General features: G+C 54.6%; 17 protein-coding genes and 1 riboswitch. Of the genes, 7 read left to right on the top strand and 10 right to left on the bottom strand.

Annotated features, from left to right (window positions below; translation table 11 throughout):
- Positions 1–14 precede the first annotated feature (14 nt).
- Both PUV47_RS05835 and PUV47_RS05830 read right to left on the bottom strand, forming a co-directional pair.
- The gene (locus PUV47_RS05835) at positions 15–536 is read right to left on the bottom strand and encodes a carboxymuconolactone decarboxylase family protein (RefSeq protein ID WP_274217570.1); all 522 of its coding nucleotides are present in this window, start codon (positions 534–536) and stop codon (positions 15–17) included.
- Positions 537–627: 91 nt separating this feature from the next.
- Positions 628–1179: a peroxiredoxin gene (locus PUV47_RS05830; protein ID WP_274217569.1), complete on the bottom strand. Its 552-nt coding sequence runs from the start codon at positions 1177–1179 to the stop codon at positions 628–630.
- Positions 1180–1427: 248 nt separating this feature from the next.
- Here PUV47_RS05830 and PUV47_RS05825 point away from each other — a divergent pair, with 248 nt between their 5' ends.
- From PUV47_RS05825 to rpmF, 3 genes are all read left to right on the top strand, one after another.
- A complete protein-coding gene (locus PUV47_RS05825; RefSeq protein ID WP_274217568.1) occupies positions 1428–2351 on the top strand; it encodes a hydrogen peroxide-inducible genes activator in 924 nt (307 codons plus the stop codon).
- Positions 2348–3064: a monofunctional biosynthetic peptidoglycan transglycosylase gene (gene mtgA / locus PUV47_RS05820; protein ID WP_274217567.1), complete on the top strand. Its 717-nt coding sequence runs from the start codon at positions 2348–2350 to the stop codon at positions 3062–3064. Before PUV47_RS05825 ends, mtgA begins: the two co-directional genes overlap by 4 nt.
- Before the next feature lie 137 nt (positions 3065–3201).
- Positions 3202–3387 (top strand): 50S ribosomal protein L32, encoded by a 186-nt coding sequence (rpmF, locus tag PUV47_RS05815; RefSeq protein WP_274217565.1) that lies wholly within the window; start codon positions 3202–3204, stop codon positions 3385–3387.
- Positions 3388–3557: 170 nt separating this feature from the next.
- Here the strand turns inward: rpmF and phbB are convergent, their stop codons facing one another.
- Both phbB and PUV47_RS05805 read right to left on the bottom strand, forming a co-directional pair.
- A complete protein-coding gene (gene phbB, locus PUV47_RS05810) occupies positions 3558–4286 on the bottom strand; it encodes an acetoacetyl-CoA reductase (protein ID WP_274217563.1) in 729 nt (242 codons plus the stop codon).
- Between the two features lie 112 nt (positions 4287–4398).
- Complete coding sequence (locus PUV47_RS05805; RefSeq protein WP_274217562.1) at positions 4399–5583, bottom strand: acetyl-CoA C-acetyltransferase; 1185 nt, start codon at positions 5581–5583, stop codon at positions 4399–4401.
- Positions 5584–5870: 287 nt separating this feature from the next.
- On the opposite strand from PUV47_RS05805, the gene phaR reads away from it, so the two are divergent.
- Positions 5871–6482, top strand: a complete 612-nt coding sequence (gene phaR / locus PUV47_RS05800) for a polyhydroxyalkanoate synthesis repressor PhaR (protein ID WP_274217561.1) — start codon at positions 5871–5873, stop codon at positions 6480–6482.
- 77 nt (positions 6483–6559) lie between these two features.
- Here the strand turns inward: phaR and PUV47_RS05795 are convergent, their stop codons facing one another.
- Positions 6560–6994 (bottom strand): GlcG/HbpS family heme-binding protein, encoded by a 435-nt coding sequence (locus PUV47_RS05795; protein ID WP_274217560.1) that lies wholly within the window; start codon positions 6992–6994, stop codon positions 6560–6562.
- A gap of 126 nt (positions 6995–7120) precedes the next feature.
- Between PUV47_RS05795 and ggt the strand changes: the two genes are divergently transcribed.
- Positions 7121–8716, top strand: coding sequence for a gamma-glutamyltransferase (gene ggt / locus PUV47_RS05790; protein ID WP_274217559.1), 1596 nt, complete (start codon positions 7121–7123; stop codon positions 8714–8716).
- Positions 8717–8790: 74 nt separating this feature from the next.
- Here ggt and PUV47_RS05785 read toward each other — a convergent pair whose 3' ends face one another.
- The 3 genes from PUV47_RS05785 to PUV47_RS05775 form a co-directional block, all read right to left on the bottom strand.
- Entirely contained in the window at positions 8791–9171 is a 381-nt protein-coding gene (locus PUV47_RS05785) for a hypothetical protein (protein WP_274217558.1), read from the bottom strand.
- 191 nt (positions 9172–9362) lie between these two features.
- Complete coding sequence (locus PUV47_RS05780) at positions 9363–9911, bottom strand: IMPACT family protein (protein ID WP_274217557.1); 549 nt, start codon at positions 9909–9911, stop codon at positions 9363–9365.
- Positions 9912–9928: 17 nt separating this feature from the next.
- Positions 9929–11026, bottom strand: a complete 1098-nt coding sequence (locus PUV47_RS05775; RefSeq protein WP_274218287.1) for a 2'-deoxycytidine 5'-triphosphate deaminase — start codon at positions 11024–11026, stop codon at positions 9929–9931.
- Positions 11027–11221: 195 nt separating this feature from the next.
- A riboswitch (SAM riboswitch) is annotated at positions 11222–11300 on the top strand.
- A 97-nt stretch (positions 11301–11397) separates the two neighbouring features.
- Here PUV47_RS05775 and PUV47_RS05770 point away from each other — a divergent pair.
- Both PUV47_RS05770 and PUV47_RS05765 read left to right on the top strand, forming a co-directional pair.
- Complete coding sequence (locus PUV47_RS05770; RefSeq protein WP_274217556.1) at positions 11398–12588, top strand: O-succinylhomoserine sulfhydrylase; 1191 nt, start codon at positions 11398–11400, stop codon at positions 12586–12588.
- Positions 12589–12868: 280 nt separating this feature from the next.
- Complete coding sequence (locus PUV47_RS05765; RefSeq protein ID WP_274217555.1) at positions 12869–13306, top strand: glyoxalase superfamily protein; 438 nt, start codon at positions 12869–12871, stop codon at positions 13304–13306.
- A 58-nt stretch (positions 13307–13364) separates the two neighbouring features.
- Here the strand turns inward: PUV47_RS05765 and PUV47_RS05760 are convergent, their stop codons facing one another.
- Positions 13365–14333 carry a glycosyltransferase family 4 protein gene (locus tag PUV47_RS05760; RefSeq protein ID WP_274217554.1) on the bottom strand — a complete coding sequence of 323 codons (969 nt, stop codon included), beginning with the start codon at positions 14331–14333 and terminating at the stop codon, positions 13365–13367.
- The gene (locus PUV47_RS05755; protein WP_274217553.1) at positions 14330–15961 is read right to left on the bottom strand and encodes a hypothetical protein; all 1632 of its coding nucleotides are present in this window, start codon (positions 15959–15961) and stop codon (positions 14330–14332) included. The genes PUV47_RS05760 and PUV47_RS05755 overlap by 4 nt, the downstream gene beginning before the upstream one ends.
- Positions 15962–15966 lie beyond the last annotated feature (5 nt).

Below are 15966 nucleotides of genomic sequence, written 5' to 3'. Positions count from 1 at the left end.
ATGTGTGAGCCGCGTTATTCAGAGGCTTCCAGCGCAATTGCGGCCGACTGAATGATCGACGCGTAACGCACGGCGGTCTGGATCATTTCGGAGGTCATGCCTTCTTTGCGCAGAACAGCTTCGTGGCTGTCGATGCACATGCCGCAGCCGTTGATGGCGGAAACGGCGAGGGACCAAAGTTCGAAGTCTGCCTTGTCAACGCCGGGCTTGCCAATCACGTTCATGCGCAGCTTTGCAGGCATGGTGCCATACTGTTCGTTGGAGGACAGGTGAACAAACCGATAGTAAACGTTGTTCATGCCCATGATGCTGGCCGCTGCCTTGGCGGCTGAAAGCGCTTCTGCAGAAAGATGCGGCGTTGCTTCAGCGATCATGGCGTCCTTGACGGTCTTGTTGCGGGAGGCAATGCCACACGCGACGAACAGGCCGTACTTCTGCTGTGCGGTCAGGCTTTCATCAGAAGCCATCGTGCCAAGATTCAGACGAACGTCCTTGGCGAAGTCACCAAGAGCGGATTTCAGGCTATCAATGGACATGGATTTTACTCAGCAATGTTCTGGGAACAAATAGGGCGGGGGCAGAGGAGCCGGATGAACCGGCTCACTCTTCAATGCAGGGTGTCGCGGCTTATGCTGCGAGAACGTCGCCGCCAACTTCACGGTTACATGCGCAAAGTTCGTCGGTCTGCAGAGCGTCGAGAACGCGCAGGGTGTCCTTCGGGTTACGGCCAACGTTGAGGTTGGTCGCGTAAACGTGCTGGATGGTGTTTTCGTTGTCGACGATGAAGGTGTAGCGGTATGCAACGCCTTCTGGAGCGCGAACGCCAAGACCGTCTACGAGGGAACCATTGGTGTCTGCGAAAGACCAGATTGGGAGCTTGTCCAGATCTGGGTGATCGCGACGCCATGCCAGCTTCACGAATTCGTTGTCGGTGGAGCCGCCGAGAACAACTGCGTCACGGTCTTCAAACTCGGAAGCCAGACGCGCAAACTCAGCGATTTCAGTTGGACAAACGAATGTGAAGTCCTTTGGGTAGAAGAAGATAACCTTCCACTTACCGTCGAAGCTCTTTTCGGTGAGCGTTTCGAAAGCGGACTCGCCGTTTTCTTCGTGCTTGTTGAAGCCTGGCTTAACACCGGTTACAGAGAATTCTGGAAGCTTATCGCCAATACCGAGCATGATCGTCTCCTGCATGAAATGTGGGCCACATGACGGTGTGACCTTATCGAAACCTTTATGCTGCGCTGCACAGCGCCGCTTACGGGTTTTTTATGGGGCAGGATTGTTGTTCGGTCAAAACGATAATTGCGAACATTGCTATCGGAAAAAACGATACCACATGTTGCAATTGTTATAATTCGCTGAAAACTGCCGTTTTTTAGAATCGTTCTGAAATGGCACTGAAATCTGTGACACGCTGACGCATCATGTTACCCACACTTAGACAGCTCCAATACTTCAAAGCACTGGCGGATCACCTGTCCTTTTCCAAGGCGGCAGAGGCTTGTCATATTACCCAGTCAACGCTCTCGGCTTCAATCAAGCAGCTGGAAGACATTCTTGGTTGCGAGTTGGTGGACCGCTCCGGCCGCGCGCTGGTTTTGACCGAAGCCGGTGAGCATGTGCTGCAGCGGGCAACCGAGCTTTTGCGCGATGCAGAAGACCTCGTGCACGGTGTGCAGTCTGATCAGGAACCGCTCACTGGCCGTTTCCGCTTGGGGGTCATTCCTTCAATTGCGCCGTTTTTGTTGCCGCGTTTTCTGCCAGCGCTGCGCGGTCGGTATCCCAGATTAAAGCTGTTTTTGCGTGAGGACCTCACCCGCAACCTGATCTCTGCTCTTCGAGAAGGGCGAGTTGATGCTGCGTTAATTGCCTTTCCCTACAATGCGGAGGGATTTGAGCAGATGGTTGTGGGCCGGGATGAGCTGATTTTGGCTGTGCCGGGTGCGCATCGACTGGCGAATGCTGCTGTGATTGATGTTGATTCGATTATGAATGACACGTTGCTGCTGCTGGAAGACGGGCATTGTTTGCGCGACCACGCACTTGCAGCAACTGGCGGGCGTTTGAGTGTTGGCGGAGAGGATTTCCAGGCAACATCCATGACGACCTTGATCCAGATGATTGACAATGGGCTTGGTCTCACATTGGTGCCGTCTTTGGCTGCAAAAGCAGGGGTTACATTGGGAACCAATTTGAAGTTGGTTCGGTTGAACAATGAAACAGCCTATCGGGACATCGGTCTGATCTGGCGCAAGAAGTCGGCCTTTGACAAGAATGCCCGTGTTTTGGGGCGGGCTGTAGAGGAGTTTTTGAGCGGGGAACCGCTGAGTGCCGAGGAGGTAATGTGACACTGACACGCTCGGGCAGCCGGTCCCGCCGCAAGAAGGGGCGCATCAAGCGGTTTTTGCTAAAGGTGCTGGCGATCCTGTTGGTGACGCCGGTTGTGTTGACGGTCGTCTATTCCGTGGTCCCGCCCGTCTCAACCTTGATGCTTGGGCGCTATGTGACGTTGCAATCCGTGGAGAGGGATTTTGTTCCGCTGGAGGAGATCTCGGTACATCTGCAACGCGGCGTGGTGATTTCGGAAGACAGTTTGTATTGCGAGCATGGCGGCGTGGACTGGGCGGCGATGCAGACTCAGGTCGAATCGCTTCTTGAAGGGGAGCGGGCCAGAGGGGCCAGCACCATTCCAATGCAGCTGGCAAAGAACCTTTTTCTTTGGAACAGCAGAAGTTATCTGCGCAAAGCGGTGGAAGCGCCGCTGGCAATCATGCTCGATTCCATGCTTACCAAGCGTCGGTTGCTCGAAGTTTATCTGAATACTGTGGAATGGGGTGAAGGAATCTTCGGCGCTGAGGCCGCCGCGCAGCACTATTTTGGGGTGTCAGCGAAGAATTTAAGCAGGCAACAGGCCGCTTTAATGGCCACAACCCTGCCAAACCCTATCCTTAGAAACCCAGCGAAACCTAATGCTGGACATCGCAGACTTGCCAGTGTAAATCAGCAGCGAATGAAGGTGGCCGGGGACGTTCTTGCTTGCACGTCCGCCGAACGGCAGTGATGTGAAATTTATTTCTCAAAGGCACTGGCGTTACGGTGAATTAGCCTGTATAACCCCCGCCATTCTGACACTTTTGTGTTTTCGCACGTTGAGGCTACGCGCCCGGCGCGTGAGTATTGACGAAAGAGAGAGCTACGATGGCAGTTCCTAAGAGAAAAGTTTCGCGCATGAAGCGCGGCTTTCGCCGTTCTGCGGACGCCCTGAACCAGCCGACTTACGTGGAAGATAAGGATTCGGGCGAACTGCGTCGTCCGCACCATGTCGACCTCAAGACCGGCATGTACCGGGGTCGTCAGATCCTTCAGCCAAAAGACGACGTCTAAGGCTGAACGCGAAGAACGCGACTGACTTATAAAAGACGAGGCCGTCCATTTGGGCGGTCTTTTCTTTTTTGGATTGATGCCTTGCAAACCCTGTTTCAGGGCATCGCAAGTGAAAAAAAAGCCGCCCGGCATAGCGAGGGCGGCTTTTTGCATTTCATCAGTTCAAGCCTTTAGCCATTCGCAATGTACTGAGCACCGTTGATGGTGAGCACTGCGCCTGTCATGAAAGCGGCTTCCGGTGAAGAGAGGTAGCGCACGAGACCTGCGATCTCTTCAGCCTTGCCAAGGCGGCCGACCGGGATCTGGCCGATAATGCCCTCCAGTACCTTTTCCGGCACTGCAGCTACCATGTCGGTATCAATGTAACCGGGACAAATGCAGTTGACGGTAATGCCTTTACGGGCAGTCTCCTGTGCGAGGGCCTTGGTGAAGCCAATGACACCTGCTTTTGCAGCTGAATAGTTGGTCTGGCCGAGTTGGCCCTTCTGCCCGTTGATGGAGGAGATGTTTATGACGCGACCGGAGCCCCGGGCCCGCATTCCCTCGATCACTGGCTTTGTCATGGTAAACATGGAATCGAGGTTTGTGCGGATAACCGCGGACCATTCTTCAAAACTCATTTTATGAAACCACCCGTCGCGGGTAATGCCCGCATTGTTAACGAGGACTTCAATATCACCCAATTCTTCGCTTACTTGTTGTATTCCAATTTCGCATGCTGACGCGTCCGACACATCCCACTTGTAAACCTTGATGCCGGTTTCAGCGCTGAACGCTTCCGCCTTCTCAACGTTACCCGCATAAGTGGCCGCGACAGTGTATCCCGCCTCTTGCAAGCCCTTTGAGATCGCTGCACCTATTCCGCGTGTGCCGCCAGTTACCACTGCAACTTGTCCCATCAACGCATCCTCAACATCTCTTTGAAATTTTTTAAGTACCGTAGAGTACAAATGCATAATGGCGGAACGTCAAGCGCTCCGCCATTAGGTAATGGTATGGGTTTTTAGAGGCTTAGATGCGTTCTACGCACATTGCGACACCCATGCCGCCGCCGATGCAAAGTGTTGCAAGTCCTTTGCTGGCTTCAGATCTTTTCATTTCATGTAAAAGGGTTACAAGAATTCTTGCGCCTGATGCGCCAATTGGGTGACCGATGGCAATAGCGCCGCCGTTGACGTTTACTTTCTCAGGGTCAAGTCCGAGGCCAATATTTACCGAACACGCCTGAGCTGCAAACGCTTCGTTGGCTTCGACAAGGTCCAGATCTTCCACGGACCAGCCGGCCTTCTCCAGTGCCTTCTTGGAGGCTGGGATCGGGCCTGTCCCCATAATGGCCGGATCAACACCCGCAGTTGCCCAAGACGCGATGCGGGCCAGTGGAGTGAGACCGCGCTTTTCCGCCTCAGCCGCTGTCATGAGAACAATGGCGGCAGCGCCGTCGTTGATGCCGGAGGCGTTGGCTGCTGTGACGGAGCCGTCCTTGGCAAATGCAGGGCGAAGCTTCTGCATGGCTTCCATGGTGGCACCGTGACGAATGTATTCGTCATCCTCAACGATGCGTTCGCCTTTGCGCTCCTTCACCGTGACAGGGGTGATCTCTTCCTTGAACTTGCCAGCCTTTTGAGCAGCCTCGGCCTTGTTCTGTGATTTGACTGCGAACTCGTCCTGCTGCTCACGGTTGATCTGGAATTTTTCGGCAACATTCTCAGCGGTCTGCCCCATGTGGTAGCCGTTGAAGGCATCCCAGAGGCCGTCCTTGATCATGCTGTCGATCATCTTGTAATCGCCCATCTTCACGCCGGAGCGCAGGTGCTGGCAGTGTGGAGACAGGGACATGTTTTCCTGACCGCCTGCAATAACGATGGAAGCATCACCGGACTGGATCTGCTGCATGCCCATGGCAACGGTGCGAAGACCGGAGCCGCAAACCTGGTTCACAACAAGCGCGGTGGAAGTGTCTGGCAGGCCAGCATTGATTGCAGCCTGACGGGCTGGGTTCTGACCCTGGCCGGCGGTGAGCACCTGACCGAAGATCACTTCATCAACATCCTCAGGAGAAACCTGGGCGCGTTCCAAGGCGGACTTAATTACTGCAGCGCCGAGATCGTGTGCTGGCACATTGGCGAAGGATCCATTGAAAGACCCGACCGGGGTGCGGGTTGCACTTACGATTACGACATCATCTGGATTGCTCATGACAAAACCCATGCTTCAAAAAGGACAAAAGGCAGCACGCACGCCCACGTTTAATGAACAAGGGGTGCGGCTAATGAGAAACACCTGCGGATGATACCTAGAGTTATTAGTGTTTTTCCAGTTTAAAAGAGGCGCTTTCTTTTCGACTATAGTGCACCACGGAAAACGGTAGCGCTCGCATGGGTAGATGACGTAAGCTATCGTTTTGAGGGAGCTTCCTGCCTTTTCAGTAGGATTTTAAGAATAACGCTGGCGGCAATGCCAGCACCGGAGCACAAGTTACACAGATGGCCAAAACAGACGCGCCGACCATCATCAAGAAGTACGCCAACAGGCGTCTCTACAACACGGGCACCAGTACATATGTGACGCTTGAAGATCTGGCCGTCATGGTCAAGGACGAGGAGGATTTTGTCGTCTATGATGCCAAGTCAGGCGACGACATCACCCGCTCGGTTCTCACGCAGATCATTTTTGAGCAGGAGAGCAAGGGGCAAAACCTGCTGCCGATCGCATTCCTTCGCCAGTTGATCCGGTTTTACGGCGACAGCATGCAGACACTGGTGCCAAGTTATCTTGAGTACTCCATGTCGTCTTTGACACAGGAGCAAGACAAACTGCGTGAACACATGACGCAGGCATTCGGCTCGTCAGCGCTTGATGTGATCGAAGACCAGACCAAGCGCAACATGGAGATGTTTGAGCGCGCCATGCGGATGTTCTCGCCGTTTGATCCGACCGGCAACCCGTTCGCAGGTGCAGCGCCAACTCATCAAAGCGCGCCAAAGCAGGCCGAGCCTAAAAAAGAAGAGCAGTCTTCTAATGATCTGGCTGACTTAAAGCAGCAGCTTGCCGACATGCAAAAACAAATCGCAGCGCTGGCGGATACAAAAAAGTAAATCAGGCTGCGAAATAGGCGAGCCGGTTTGAGCTATTGAAGGGGCTGCCTCTGCGGTACGGGGCAGCCCTTTTCGTATCACCCCACGTCCGCGGTGAAACCAGCTGCCTCGATACCGGCAATGGCGCAGATTTCGTCGTTGTCTGATGTGTCTCCGGTTACTCCGGCGGCTCCAACAACCTTGGCTGTTTCCGGATCCCGAATGAGCACCCCGCCCGGTACCGGCACGATGCCGCCCCCTGCCACGCCGTTAAGCGCCTGGACGAAGTGCGGCCGCGTTTGAGCGTTTTCGTTGAGCCAGCGGGAGCCTTCTCCTAAAGCGACCGCGCCATACGCCTTTCCGATGGCAATTTGCGGGCGCATGAAGGAAGAGCCATCTTGCCGCTCCACTGCAATCAGGTGCCCACCTTCGTCCAGCACCGCGATTGTCAGGGGTTTGAAGCCTTCCTCGCCGCTCTTCTGATAGGCGGTCGCGATGATGTTGCGCGCGGTGGCAAGATTTAAAACAGGCATTTCCATCCTCATGGCTGATTTGTTTTGTGTTCTGATCTGGCTTAGCATCTCTACGTATTTTCGATTAGTGTTTGTTTTCGAAAAACACTGATGCCGAAAAATGCTCGGTATAGTGGGGGATAATTCATGTTCAGAGATTTTCAGGCACCCGGGCGTTCGCCGGTGTATGCGCCCAATGCCATGGCGGCCACGTCACATCCGTTGGCAACTCAAGCGGCCCTCGAAATTTTGAGAGACGGGGGAAACGCAGCAGATGCTGCCGTCGCGGCCATCGCCGTGCTTGCCGTTGTTGAGCCGCACATGACGGGCATTGGCGGTGACTGCTTCAGCCTGGTGGCGACGCCTGATGGCCGTCTGCATGGCATGAACGCCTCCGGTAGGGCCGCCCAAGACGTCTCTGCTCAGAAGCTGCGCGATGCAGGGGAAACAGAGATCGCCGCTGACTCCGTTCACTCCGTCACCGTGCCTGGTGCCATTCGCGGCTGGGAAAAGCTGCTCAAAGACCATGGCCGTTTTGGCTTAGCCAAAGTGTTTGGCCGTGCCATCGAGTATGCCGACAAGGGCTTTGCGGTTGCGCCGCGCGTGGCAGCAGACTGGCAGCAAAAGGTAGATCTGTTGCGTAAGGATGCGGGATCGACACGGTTTTACCTGAAAGACGGAAGAGCCCCGCACACCGGTGAAGTGATGCGCCTGCCTGCGTTGGCAGAGACGTTGCGGGCAGTTGCGGAGAGCGGTTCCTCGGCTTTCTACGAGGGCGCAATTGCCGAGGATATGGTGACCACGTTGCGGGCAAAGGGAAGCTATCTCACCCTTGATGACTTTTCTGCGATGGAAGCTGATGATCTGACGCCGATCACAACGGACTATCGCGGTGTGACGGTGGCGGAGTTGCCGCCGAACGGGCAGGGCATCATTGCGCTTGTCATGCTGGAAATCCTGAAGCGCTTCGATCAGGAGGGGCTTGATCCGCTGGGTGGCGATCGGTTCCACTTGCAGATGGAAGCAGCCAAGCTGGCCTATGCCGGGCGAGACCGGTTTTTGGCCGATCCGCAATCCATGCGTTTTTCAGCGAGTGAGTTTCTCCAAGAGAACTACATTGACCGTCTTGCAGGCATGATCCGCATGGATGCTGCGCTGCCACGGCAGACTGAACAGATCCTCTGCCCAAGCTCCGATACGGTTTATCTGAGTGTGGTTGATGCCGATGGCATGGCGGTGTCGCTTATCAATTCCCTCTATAATGGCTTCGGATCCGGCATTACTGCGCCCAATTCCGGTGTCTTGCTTCAAAACCGGGGCTCTTGTTTCTCACTGGAACCGGGGCATGACAATGAGCTCTCGGGAGGCAAGCGGCCATTGCACACCATCATTCCGGCGATGGCCATGAGGGACGGCAAAGCGTTTCTTTCTTTCGGGGTGATGGGCGGCGGCTATCAACCTTGCGGTCATGCGCACGTCCTTTCAAACATGTTGGACTACGACATGGACGTTCAAGCTGCCCTTGATTGCCCCCGGCTGTTTTTAAATGAGCGCAACCTCTCGCTGATTGCGGAAATGCATGTACCTGAGGCGACAATTGCCAGCCTGCACGCACGGGGGCACGAAGTGGAACGGACAAGCGCCGCCATCGGGGGTGGACAGGCCATTTTGTTTGACCGTGTCAATGGCGGCCTTGTTGGCGGGTCTGACCCGCGCAAAGACGGCTGCGCGCTGGGCTATTGAGGCGGCGCAAAAGAAAATCCCCGAAGCGTGTCCCCGAGGCGTCCGACCGAAGTGTGCCAAGGGGATTTTCGGGTTCAAGCTGAGTGCGTGAGGATGCGGCCGCAGCCAAATCGTCGGGTCGATTTAAACGTTGCCTTATAGCTCATGCTTGAGGTCTGCGGATCGGCGCGCCGTTTCTCACGGGTTTGCGGATCCTTGTCTCTCACGGCAATCAGGTGCGCTACAAAAGGTGCGTTGCTGCGGTACGAGACAATCTGGCCAAGGTTGTCTTCCTGAGCTGTGGCGCCGTCAGATGGCGTGCCATCAACCGGGACAAGCGCACGGCCTGAGCGATGAGGACGATTTGGGACATGGGTTGCACGGTGTTGGTGTGCCGCGCGTTGGGTCGGGCCTCTACGCACCGTGGCACGGTCCGCATGGTACTCAGTACTGGCAGTCAGTCGGGTTACTCGCATACATCCTCCCCGCAGGCGCTGTCCCAATTTGGGGCAGGCCGTGGCCTTGCGATGTATGCTCCGCAAGCCCTGTGCCAAGCGTTAATCTTTGCTTAACGATTTCACGGCGACCAACAGGGCGACAGTCCCGACTTGTTGCCCGAGACTGGTTTGGGGTGAATAAGCAGGTTCTGAGATCTTGAGGGCTGTGCTTAGAGCTGGGCGAGGGTCTCTTCTGGCCCCTCGATGAGCAGTGTGGCACCGTCCTCTGTGAAAGTGCGGTCCAAAACTCTCAAGGATAGCAGGGAGATACGGCGTTCAAGCTCAGAGGTGTCGGCAAAGGAAACGGAGACCTTCTTTGTCTTGATCGGGAACCATTGTTCCAATTCGGCACAGTTTATGGCCGCGTTTGCAGCGCCGGAATACGCCCGTGCCAAACCGCCTGTGCCCAGCTTTGTGCCGCCGAAATATCGCACTACGATAATGCCGCAGTTGATGAGCCTGGCGCCGATCATGGTCTTGAGCATAGGCATGCCGGATGTTCCGGCGGGCTCGCCATCATCCTTTGCCCCTTCATCAATACGCCCCTCATCCAGCATGCGCCGGAACGCGGTGACATGATGGTTGGCTTTGCGGTGTTGATCGCGCAGTTCGGCCAGTCGGGTTTCGAAGCGGTCATAGGGAACCAGAAAAGCGAGGAAGCGAGACTTCTTCTCTTCCAGCTCAGCCTGAAATTCCCGAGTGACCGTGTAAAGCGGCATGTGTTTCCGTGAGTTGTCTAGTTCTGCTTCTGAGGCTTTTTAAAGTGCTTGGACAGCTTCAGGGCCTGGCCCTGGTAGTTGGAGCCAATGCCTTCACCATAAAGGGTATCAGGCCGTTCCTGCATGGTTTCGTAAACGAGACGTCCGACTGTCTGACCATGCTCCACGATGAAAGGGACTTCATGAGAGCGTACTTCGAGAACAGCGCGGGAGCCGGAACCTCCGACTGTGGAGTGACCAAAGCCCGGATCAAAGAAGCCAGCGTAGTGCACGCGAAACTCACCCACCAGCGGATCAAAGGGTACCATTTCGGCGGCGTACATGGGCGGCACGTGAACGGCTTCCTGCGACACCAGAATGTAAAACTCGTTGGGGTCCAAGATCAGCGAGGCATCGCCGCGGTTATAAATCGGCTCCCAGAACTCCTCCGGGTTTTGCGCTTCTTTCTTGTCCACGTCGATGACGCCAGTATGGCGTTTGGCGCGGTATCCGATGAGGCTATCCTTGCCCGTGCCCTTCAAGTCGATTGAGAGCTGCACGCCGCCGCCGATCAGATCGTCCCCGCCCGACACCAGTGTGTGCTCTTCATGCACCTTGAGAAGCTCTTCATCTGAGATCAGGGCATCTCCATTTCTGAAGCGGATCTGTGAGAGGCGGGTGCCTTCACGCACGAGGACAGGGAAAGTGCGCGGGGATATTTCAGCGTAAAGCGGGCCGGAGTAGCCTTCGCGGACACTGTCAAAGGCGCGGCCTTCATCGGCAATGACGCGGGTGAACACATCAATGCGGCCCGTGGAGCTCTTTGGATTTGTGGTGGCGGACAGGCCCTCAGGCAGCTTGAGGGCTTCCTGAAGCTTTACGATGTAAACGCACCCGGTTTCCAGCACGGCGCCTTTGGTCAGATCAATTTCATGCAAAATGAGGTTTTGCAGCTTGTCTTCCACAAGGGCACCGGGACCCGGCAGGAAAGAGGCACGAACGCGCCACGCCTTGGCTCCCAGCCGGAGGTCCAGGCTTGCAGGCTGGATCTGGTCTTCATCTGGTTTGCGCGGCGCCGAAATGGCCCCGGTTGCAAACATGTTGGCGATTGTTTTCGCAGGAAGAATTCCACCCATACCGGAAGGTCCCATGATCTGATTAGCTGTCTGCTCAACTGCAGTAAAGCGCAGCTCGTGTTTTCTCAAGTGACTTCCGTGATTACAGGACAATGAGGCACAGGCCAAGGCTTCTGTGATCTGGTTTTGAGGATACTTCAAGAAAGCAGGGCCACAAATTTGTTTGACGCACCCTTGTCTTTGGCCTAATCAAAAGGCCTGTTTTGTGGTGATTTGGGCCGGCCGGCTTGCTGCCACGTAAAATAAGTTGCTAAAGGGCCGGGTTCTTGTAGCAAGACCCTGGCTATTTCGGCCGGGGTTTTTTGTTTTCAGAAACGAGCCACTCTACGAGCAGGGCAGTTCTCGAAAACCGATGATGGCAAGGACGCATAATGAGCACAGACAACAAAGACACTTGGAAGCCAGCCACCAAACTCGTGCATGGAGGGACCACGCGATCCAGTTTTGGTGAAACGTCTGAAGCCATGTATCTGACACAGGGCTTTGTGTATGGCAGTGCTGAAGCGGCAGAGGCTCGTTTTCTGGGCGAGGAGCCGGGCTACATCTATTCTCGCTATGCAAACCCCACCGTCTCCATGTTTGAAAAGCGCATGTGCGAGATCGAGGGCGCAGAGGCTGCGCGGGCGACCGCCTCCGGTATGGCAGCTGTGCATTCTGCCCTGATGGCTTCAGTGAGGGCGGGCGATCACGTGATTGCACCGAAGGCCCTGTTTGGGTCTTGCCGATACATCATCGAGCAGTTGCTGCCTCGTTTCGGGGTCGAATCGACCCTTATTGACGGGACTGATTTTGAGCAGTGGAAGGCAGCTCTGCGCCCGAACACCAAAGTCGCCTTCATGGAAAGTCCAACCAACCCGACGTTGGATGTGATTGATATTCAAGCCGTTGCAGATCTCATGCACAACGCCGGTGCGCGTCTGATCGTCGACAATGTGTTTGCAACTGCTATTTGGCAATCGCCTCTGGCGCTGGGCGCTGATGTAGTGATTTATTCTGCCACCAAGCACATCGATGGGCAGGGACGCTGCCTCGGGGGCGTGGTGCTTTCTGATGAGAAGTGGATCACCGAAGAATTCCATGATCCTTATAAGCACACTGGCCCGGCCATGAGCCCGTTCAATGCCTGGGTGCTGCTGAAGGGGCTTGAAACGCTGCCTCTTCGCGTTGAGCGCCAGACCTATACTGCAGGCAAGGTCGCCAATCTGCTGGCCGAGCATGACGCTGTTTCTCGCCTTGTCTATCCGGGCCGTGACGATCATCCTCAGGCGGAGATCGCCAAGAAGCAGATGCGGGGTGGTTCGACCATGTTGGCGTTTGATCTTGCTGGCGGCAAGGAAGCCGCTTTCAAGTTCTCCAACGCGCTGAACATCGTGCAGCTTTCCAACAATCTGGGTGATGCCAAGAGCCTGATCACACATCCGGCAACCACCACACACCAGAGTGTGGCGGAAGAAGCGCGACTTGAGCTGGGTATTTCTGACAAGACCCTGCGTCTCTCCATCGGCATTGAAGACACGGATGATTTGCTGGCGGATGTAGAACAGGCATTGGCGCAGGTTTGATCCGTCCTACGCCAGGGAACTCAAGGGCGCTCAGGCGCCCTTCTTGTTCATGCGCAAGAGGTTTGACGTGAAACCACCAGTGCGGCGCTGTTGGTTGACAGGCTTGTCCGTTGTCCCTATCACGGTGGACAGGGTTGAGAGGCCTGCCGCTCACGAGCCAATGGGCTTATGGTGAAGCTCTCTGTCATCACGGCATAACAAGCAGATCCCTAGTTTTCAGCGGTCTGCGGTAATGTGGGCACCCGCAGAGTAATGCTGATGACAATGAAAGGATGCTTTCATGCCCGCAGCTCTGTCTGTTCCAACCTTGAGCACTGCCAAGAAACGAGCCCGTGAAGTGCGCGCTGACCTTGCACGGCTTGGTAAGGTAATCACCCATTCCGAAGCCTTGGAGCTCGTTGCAAAGGAGCTTGGTTTTCGCAACTGGAATGTGGCCGCCGCACGCCTTTCCAACAGACCACAACTTCAGCTTTCCATCGGGGACCGTGTCTCGGGCCGGTATTTGAAGCAGCCCTTCGAAGGTACTGTGCTCTCGGTTCACCCGATTGGCCACGGGGATGCCTATCAGTTGACGCTGCACTTTGACGAGGCGGTTGATGTGGTCAGGTTTGAGAGCTTTTCTGCCTACCGGCAAAGAGTCAACGCCACCGTGTCACCAGAGGGCGTGACGTGGGCCAAAACCAGTGATGGCGCTCCGCATCTAGCGCTCGATCTATAAAAGCGAAAGGGGCTGGCAGGAAGCGCAAGCGACTACTTCTGTCAGCCCTGATTTGAAGCTATGTGGTTGAGTTTGCTAATTCTTTTGGCTCGCCAGCGGAGGCGATGCCGGAAACCGTGCGATAGATGTCAATATGGCGGGAGATGACCTCGTTCCAAGTGATCGCCTTGTTGGACAAATGTGCGCCTTGGGTCAATCGATCGAAAATACCGTTTTCGTTGTTCATTACTTTAAGCAGGGTTTCCCGATCTTGCTTGAAGTCCCCTGATAGGAACAGGCCGTTCTCGCCGTCGACAATCAAGTCTCTTGTCAGTCCAACAGGCGTGGTCAGGACTGGCGTCCCAGAGGCAATAGCTTCCGGAATGTTCGCTGGCCCTCCTTCATGCGCACTGAGCATGAGAAGGAAGTCAATCTCCTTGTAGACCTCGGGAAAAAGCTGGTAGGGCAGGAACTCATAACAACGGCAGCTAAAGCCAAAGCTCTCTAAAAGGGCGGCATCCTGACTTCGCCCTTCCCCAATCAGATAAAACTCTGCGCTGCCCGGTGGAAGGGTTTGAAAGATCTCCTCCAAAAGGACCTCCCCCTTGACGCGGCGGCCATAGCGCCGTGAGATGAAGCCGAGCTTCAGAGGTTCGCCAGTTTTGTATGTACGGAGAGGCTTTTTGCTGAAAAGCTTGGGATCGTAGCCATGGGGAACCACCACCGTGTTGTGTATTCCGTGTTGGGCTAGAAACTTCGCTTGACCCGTGTTCAGGCAGACTATGCGCTCTGCTTGACGGTACTTTGACTCGAAGCGGTCAAACGATACAAAGGGGTCGCTGTCCTCCAGGTCGTGATGGACTGTCACAACGCTGCGTGCAGGCAGGTGCTCTTCAAGCTGCGGTCTGTGAAAGTGATAGATGTCCGCTCCTGGAAGTGCCTTTTCTGAGATGGCAAGGTCAAACCGGCCGTCTCTGGCAAATCTCCTGAAAAGGTCCGCGAAAATCTTGCTGCCCAAGTCCCGGGTTATGACGAAGTTCACTTTCATGCCAACGCCTCTTCGAAGGTTGGGCGAATGCTGATTTCGCTGGTCTTGGATTTGATATGTGGGAGGCTTTGGGGCTCCTGGAGCATCGCCAAAATCCGATGTAAAGGGCAGTTGTTGGCGAGGAACAGGTGATCCAATATCATGAATGAGAGATACGCCTCCAGACCTTCGTATTCCTCCAAGGAAAGCGTGCAGACGAGCTTGTTGTCTTCCACAATTTTCCGCAGTTCACCTGTGGAACTAAGATTATTGGTAAACCCACCTTGGTCGTAGAAGGCACCACCTATTACGAAAGGCTTGAAGCCTTCCAGAGCGGCCTCAATCGCGCCTTGCGAGCACAGCGTGAATACGCCGCTGCATTCTCTTAGAAGCTGCCGCAAGTTCGAGTTTTCCAAAAGCACAAGGCGTTCTTTTTGGTGAGCTGGCAGGCATTCTTGCCAGTCTTGGAGATACTTGAGCGTCACGTTGCCGAGATCACCGTACTTTGCCGTTTCCCAAGGATGAGCCTTGAATACGACGAGTGCATCTTCATCTGCCAGCAAGGCCTCAATCATTTTCTTGTAGGCAGGAATCGTGGACAAAACCGTGCCATCGCCCGAGATGATGGAGTAATCATTGATCACTTGTCCGAGTATCAGATGGACGTTTCGGTAGCCTTGTGTAAATGAAAGAGCCTGCTCTGGTGGCTGCGTAACATTCTTGTTCTTCATTGAGCGAAAGGCATTGTGGGCCTGAATGGCTCTGATGCGCTTTGCCTTACTGTCGAGATCTGAGTTCAGATCAGCCACGATGTGATTGGAATGTCGGCTGTTCGAAGCGTTAGAGATTGGTGTGTATCTGTGCTCCAGATAAAAGTGATTTCCCGTGAGAAATGTTTCGGCTACACAACACCTGACTTGTGTTTTTCGCAGTATTTGCATGAGTGTCCTGCAGTATATTCGGGACCCTGAAAATATGACTGCGATATGTTGTTTGTCCAAGTCAGGTATTTTCTGCCAGAAATCGAACCAAAAAAGCGCGGCGGCATAGCAATTGTACAGAGTGGTGCGGTCATGCTCCCAAGCAATATCGAAAACAACTGCGCTGTCTTTCTCTACTTGTTGGCTTTGCCAGTGCTTGAGGTGAATGCGGGCACATAGCAGCTCCTCAAACACCAGTTCTCTGATCGGAGTGCCGTGCCGCTTTAAAGCCTTCAACTCGGCGGATGATTTGTTTTCAATAATCTCCAAGTATGAGGATAGTGCTGAACTGTGTTCGTCATAATTGCCGTTGGCTTGCATCAACTGGAAGGCATAGGTGTCTGGCTTGATGCCCAGTGTTACTTGGGCTTTTGAAGCCTCGAGGTACTTGTGAAGAGAAGAGAAATTTCGCCGGTTTAGGTGGAAGTCTTCTGTGAGCAGTAGTTTGGTTCGCCGCGATGACAGGGGTGCATGAAGTTGGTGGTTTAAGCGCTCGCTACTCCTCCCATACTCCCTAGCGAAATATTGATCAGTAGTGCCAGTTGTAAACGGCACTCCAGCATTGCCGTCTGCAACTTTTTCTTCTAGGCGTTTGATGTTAAGTCGCATGGTGCGAAGTTCAATCAGACTTTTCAAATACCCGATGAAGCGCAAATAGAAAAACTTCAAAGCAA

The sequence above is a fragment of the Pseudovibrio exalbescens genome (assembly GCF_028737195.1).
GTDB classification, from domain to species: Bacteria; Pseudomonadota; Alphaproteobacteria; order Rhizobiales; family Stappiaceae; genus Pseudovibrio; species Pseudovibrio zosterae.
This window is presented reverse-complemented; position numbering and strand designations above follow the sequence as displayed.

Excerpts from the sequence above, each read along its gene's own strand:
- PUV47_RS05835 (WP_274217570.1), bottom strand. The coding sequence starts at position 536 with ATGTCCATTGATAGCCTGAAATCCGCTCTTGGTGACTTCGCCAAGGAC.
- PUV47_RS05830 (WP_274217569.1), bottom strand. The coding sequence starts at position 1,179 with ATGCTCGGTATTGGCGATAAGCTTCCAGAATTCTCTGTAACCGGTGTT.
- PUV47_RS05825 (WP_274217568.1), top strand. The coding sequence starts at position 1,428 with ATGTTACCCACACTTAGACAGCTCCAATACTTCAAAGCACTGGCGGAT.
- rpmF (WP_274217565.1), top strand. The coding sequence starts at position 3,202 with ATGGCAGTTCCTAAGAGAAAAGTTTCGCGCATGAAGCGCGGCTTTCGC.
- phbB (WP_274217563.1), bottom strand. The coding sequence starts at position 4,286 with ATGGGACAAGTTGCAGTGGTAACTGGCGGCACACGCGGAATAGGTGCA.
- PUV47_RS05805 (WP_274217562.1), bottom strand. The coding sequence starts at position 5,583 with ATGAGCAATCCAGATGATGTCGTAATCGTAAGTGCAACCCGCACCCCG.
- phaR (WP_274217561.1), top strand. The coding sequence starts at position 5,871 with ATGGCCAAAACAGACGCGCCGACCATCATCAAGAAGTACGCCAACAGG.
- PUV47_RS05795 (WP_274217560.1), bottom strand. The coding sequence starts at position 6,994 with ATGCCTGTTTTAAATCTTGCCACCGCGCGCAACATCATCGCGACCGCC.
- ggt (WP_274217559.1), top strand. The coding sequence starts at position 7,121 with ATGTTCAGAGATTTTCAGGCACCCGGGCGTTCGCCGGTGTATGCGCCC.
- PUV47_RS05785 (WP_274217558.1), bottom strand. The coding sequence starts at position 9,171 with ATGCGAGTAACCCGACTGACTGCCAGTACTGAGTACCATGCGGACCGT.
- PUV47_RS05780 (WP_274217557.1), bottom strand. The coding sequence starts at position 9,911 with ATGCCGCTTTACACGGTCACTCGGGAATTTCAGGCTGAGCTGGAAGAG.
- PUV47_RS05775 (WP_274218287.1), bottom strand. The coding sequence starts at position 11,026 with ATGGGTGGAATTCTTCCTGCGAAAACAATCGCCAACATGTTTGCAACC.
- PUV47_RS05770 (WP_274217556.1), top strand. The coding sequence starts at position 11,398 with ATGAGCACAGACAACAAAGACACTTGGAAGCCAGCCACCAAACTCGTG.
- PUV47_RS05765 (WP_274217555.1), top strand. The coding sequence starts at position 12,869 with ATGCCCGCAGCTCTGTCTGTTCCAACCTTGAGCACTGCCAAGAAACGA.
- PUV47_RS05760 (WP_274217554.1), bottom strand. The coding sequence starts at position 14,333 with ATGAAAGTGAACTTCGTCATAACCCGGGACTTGGGCAGCAAGATTTTC.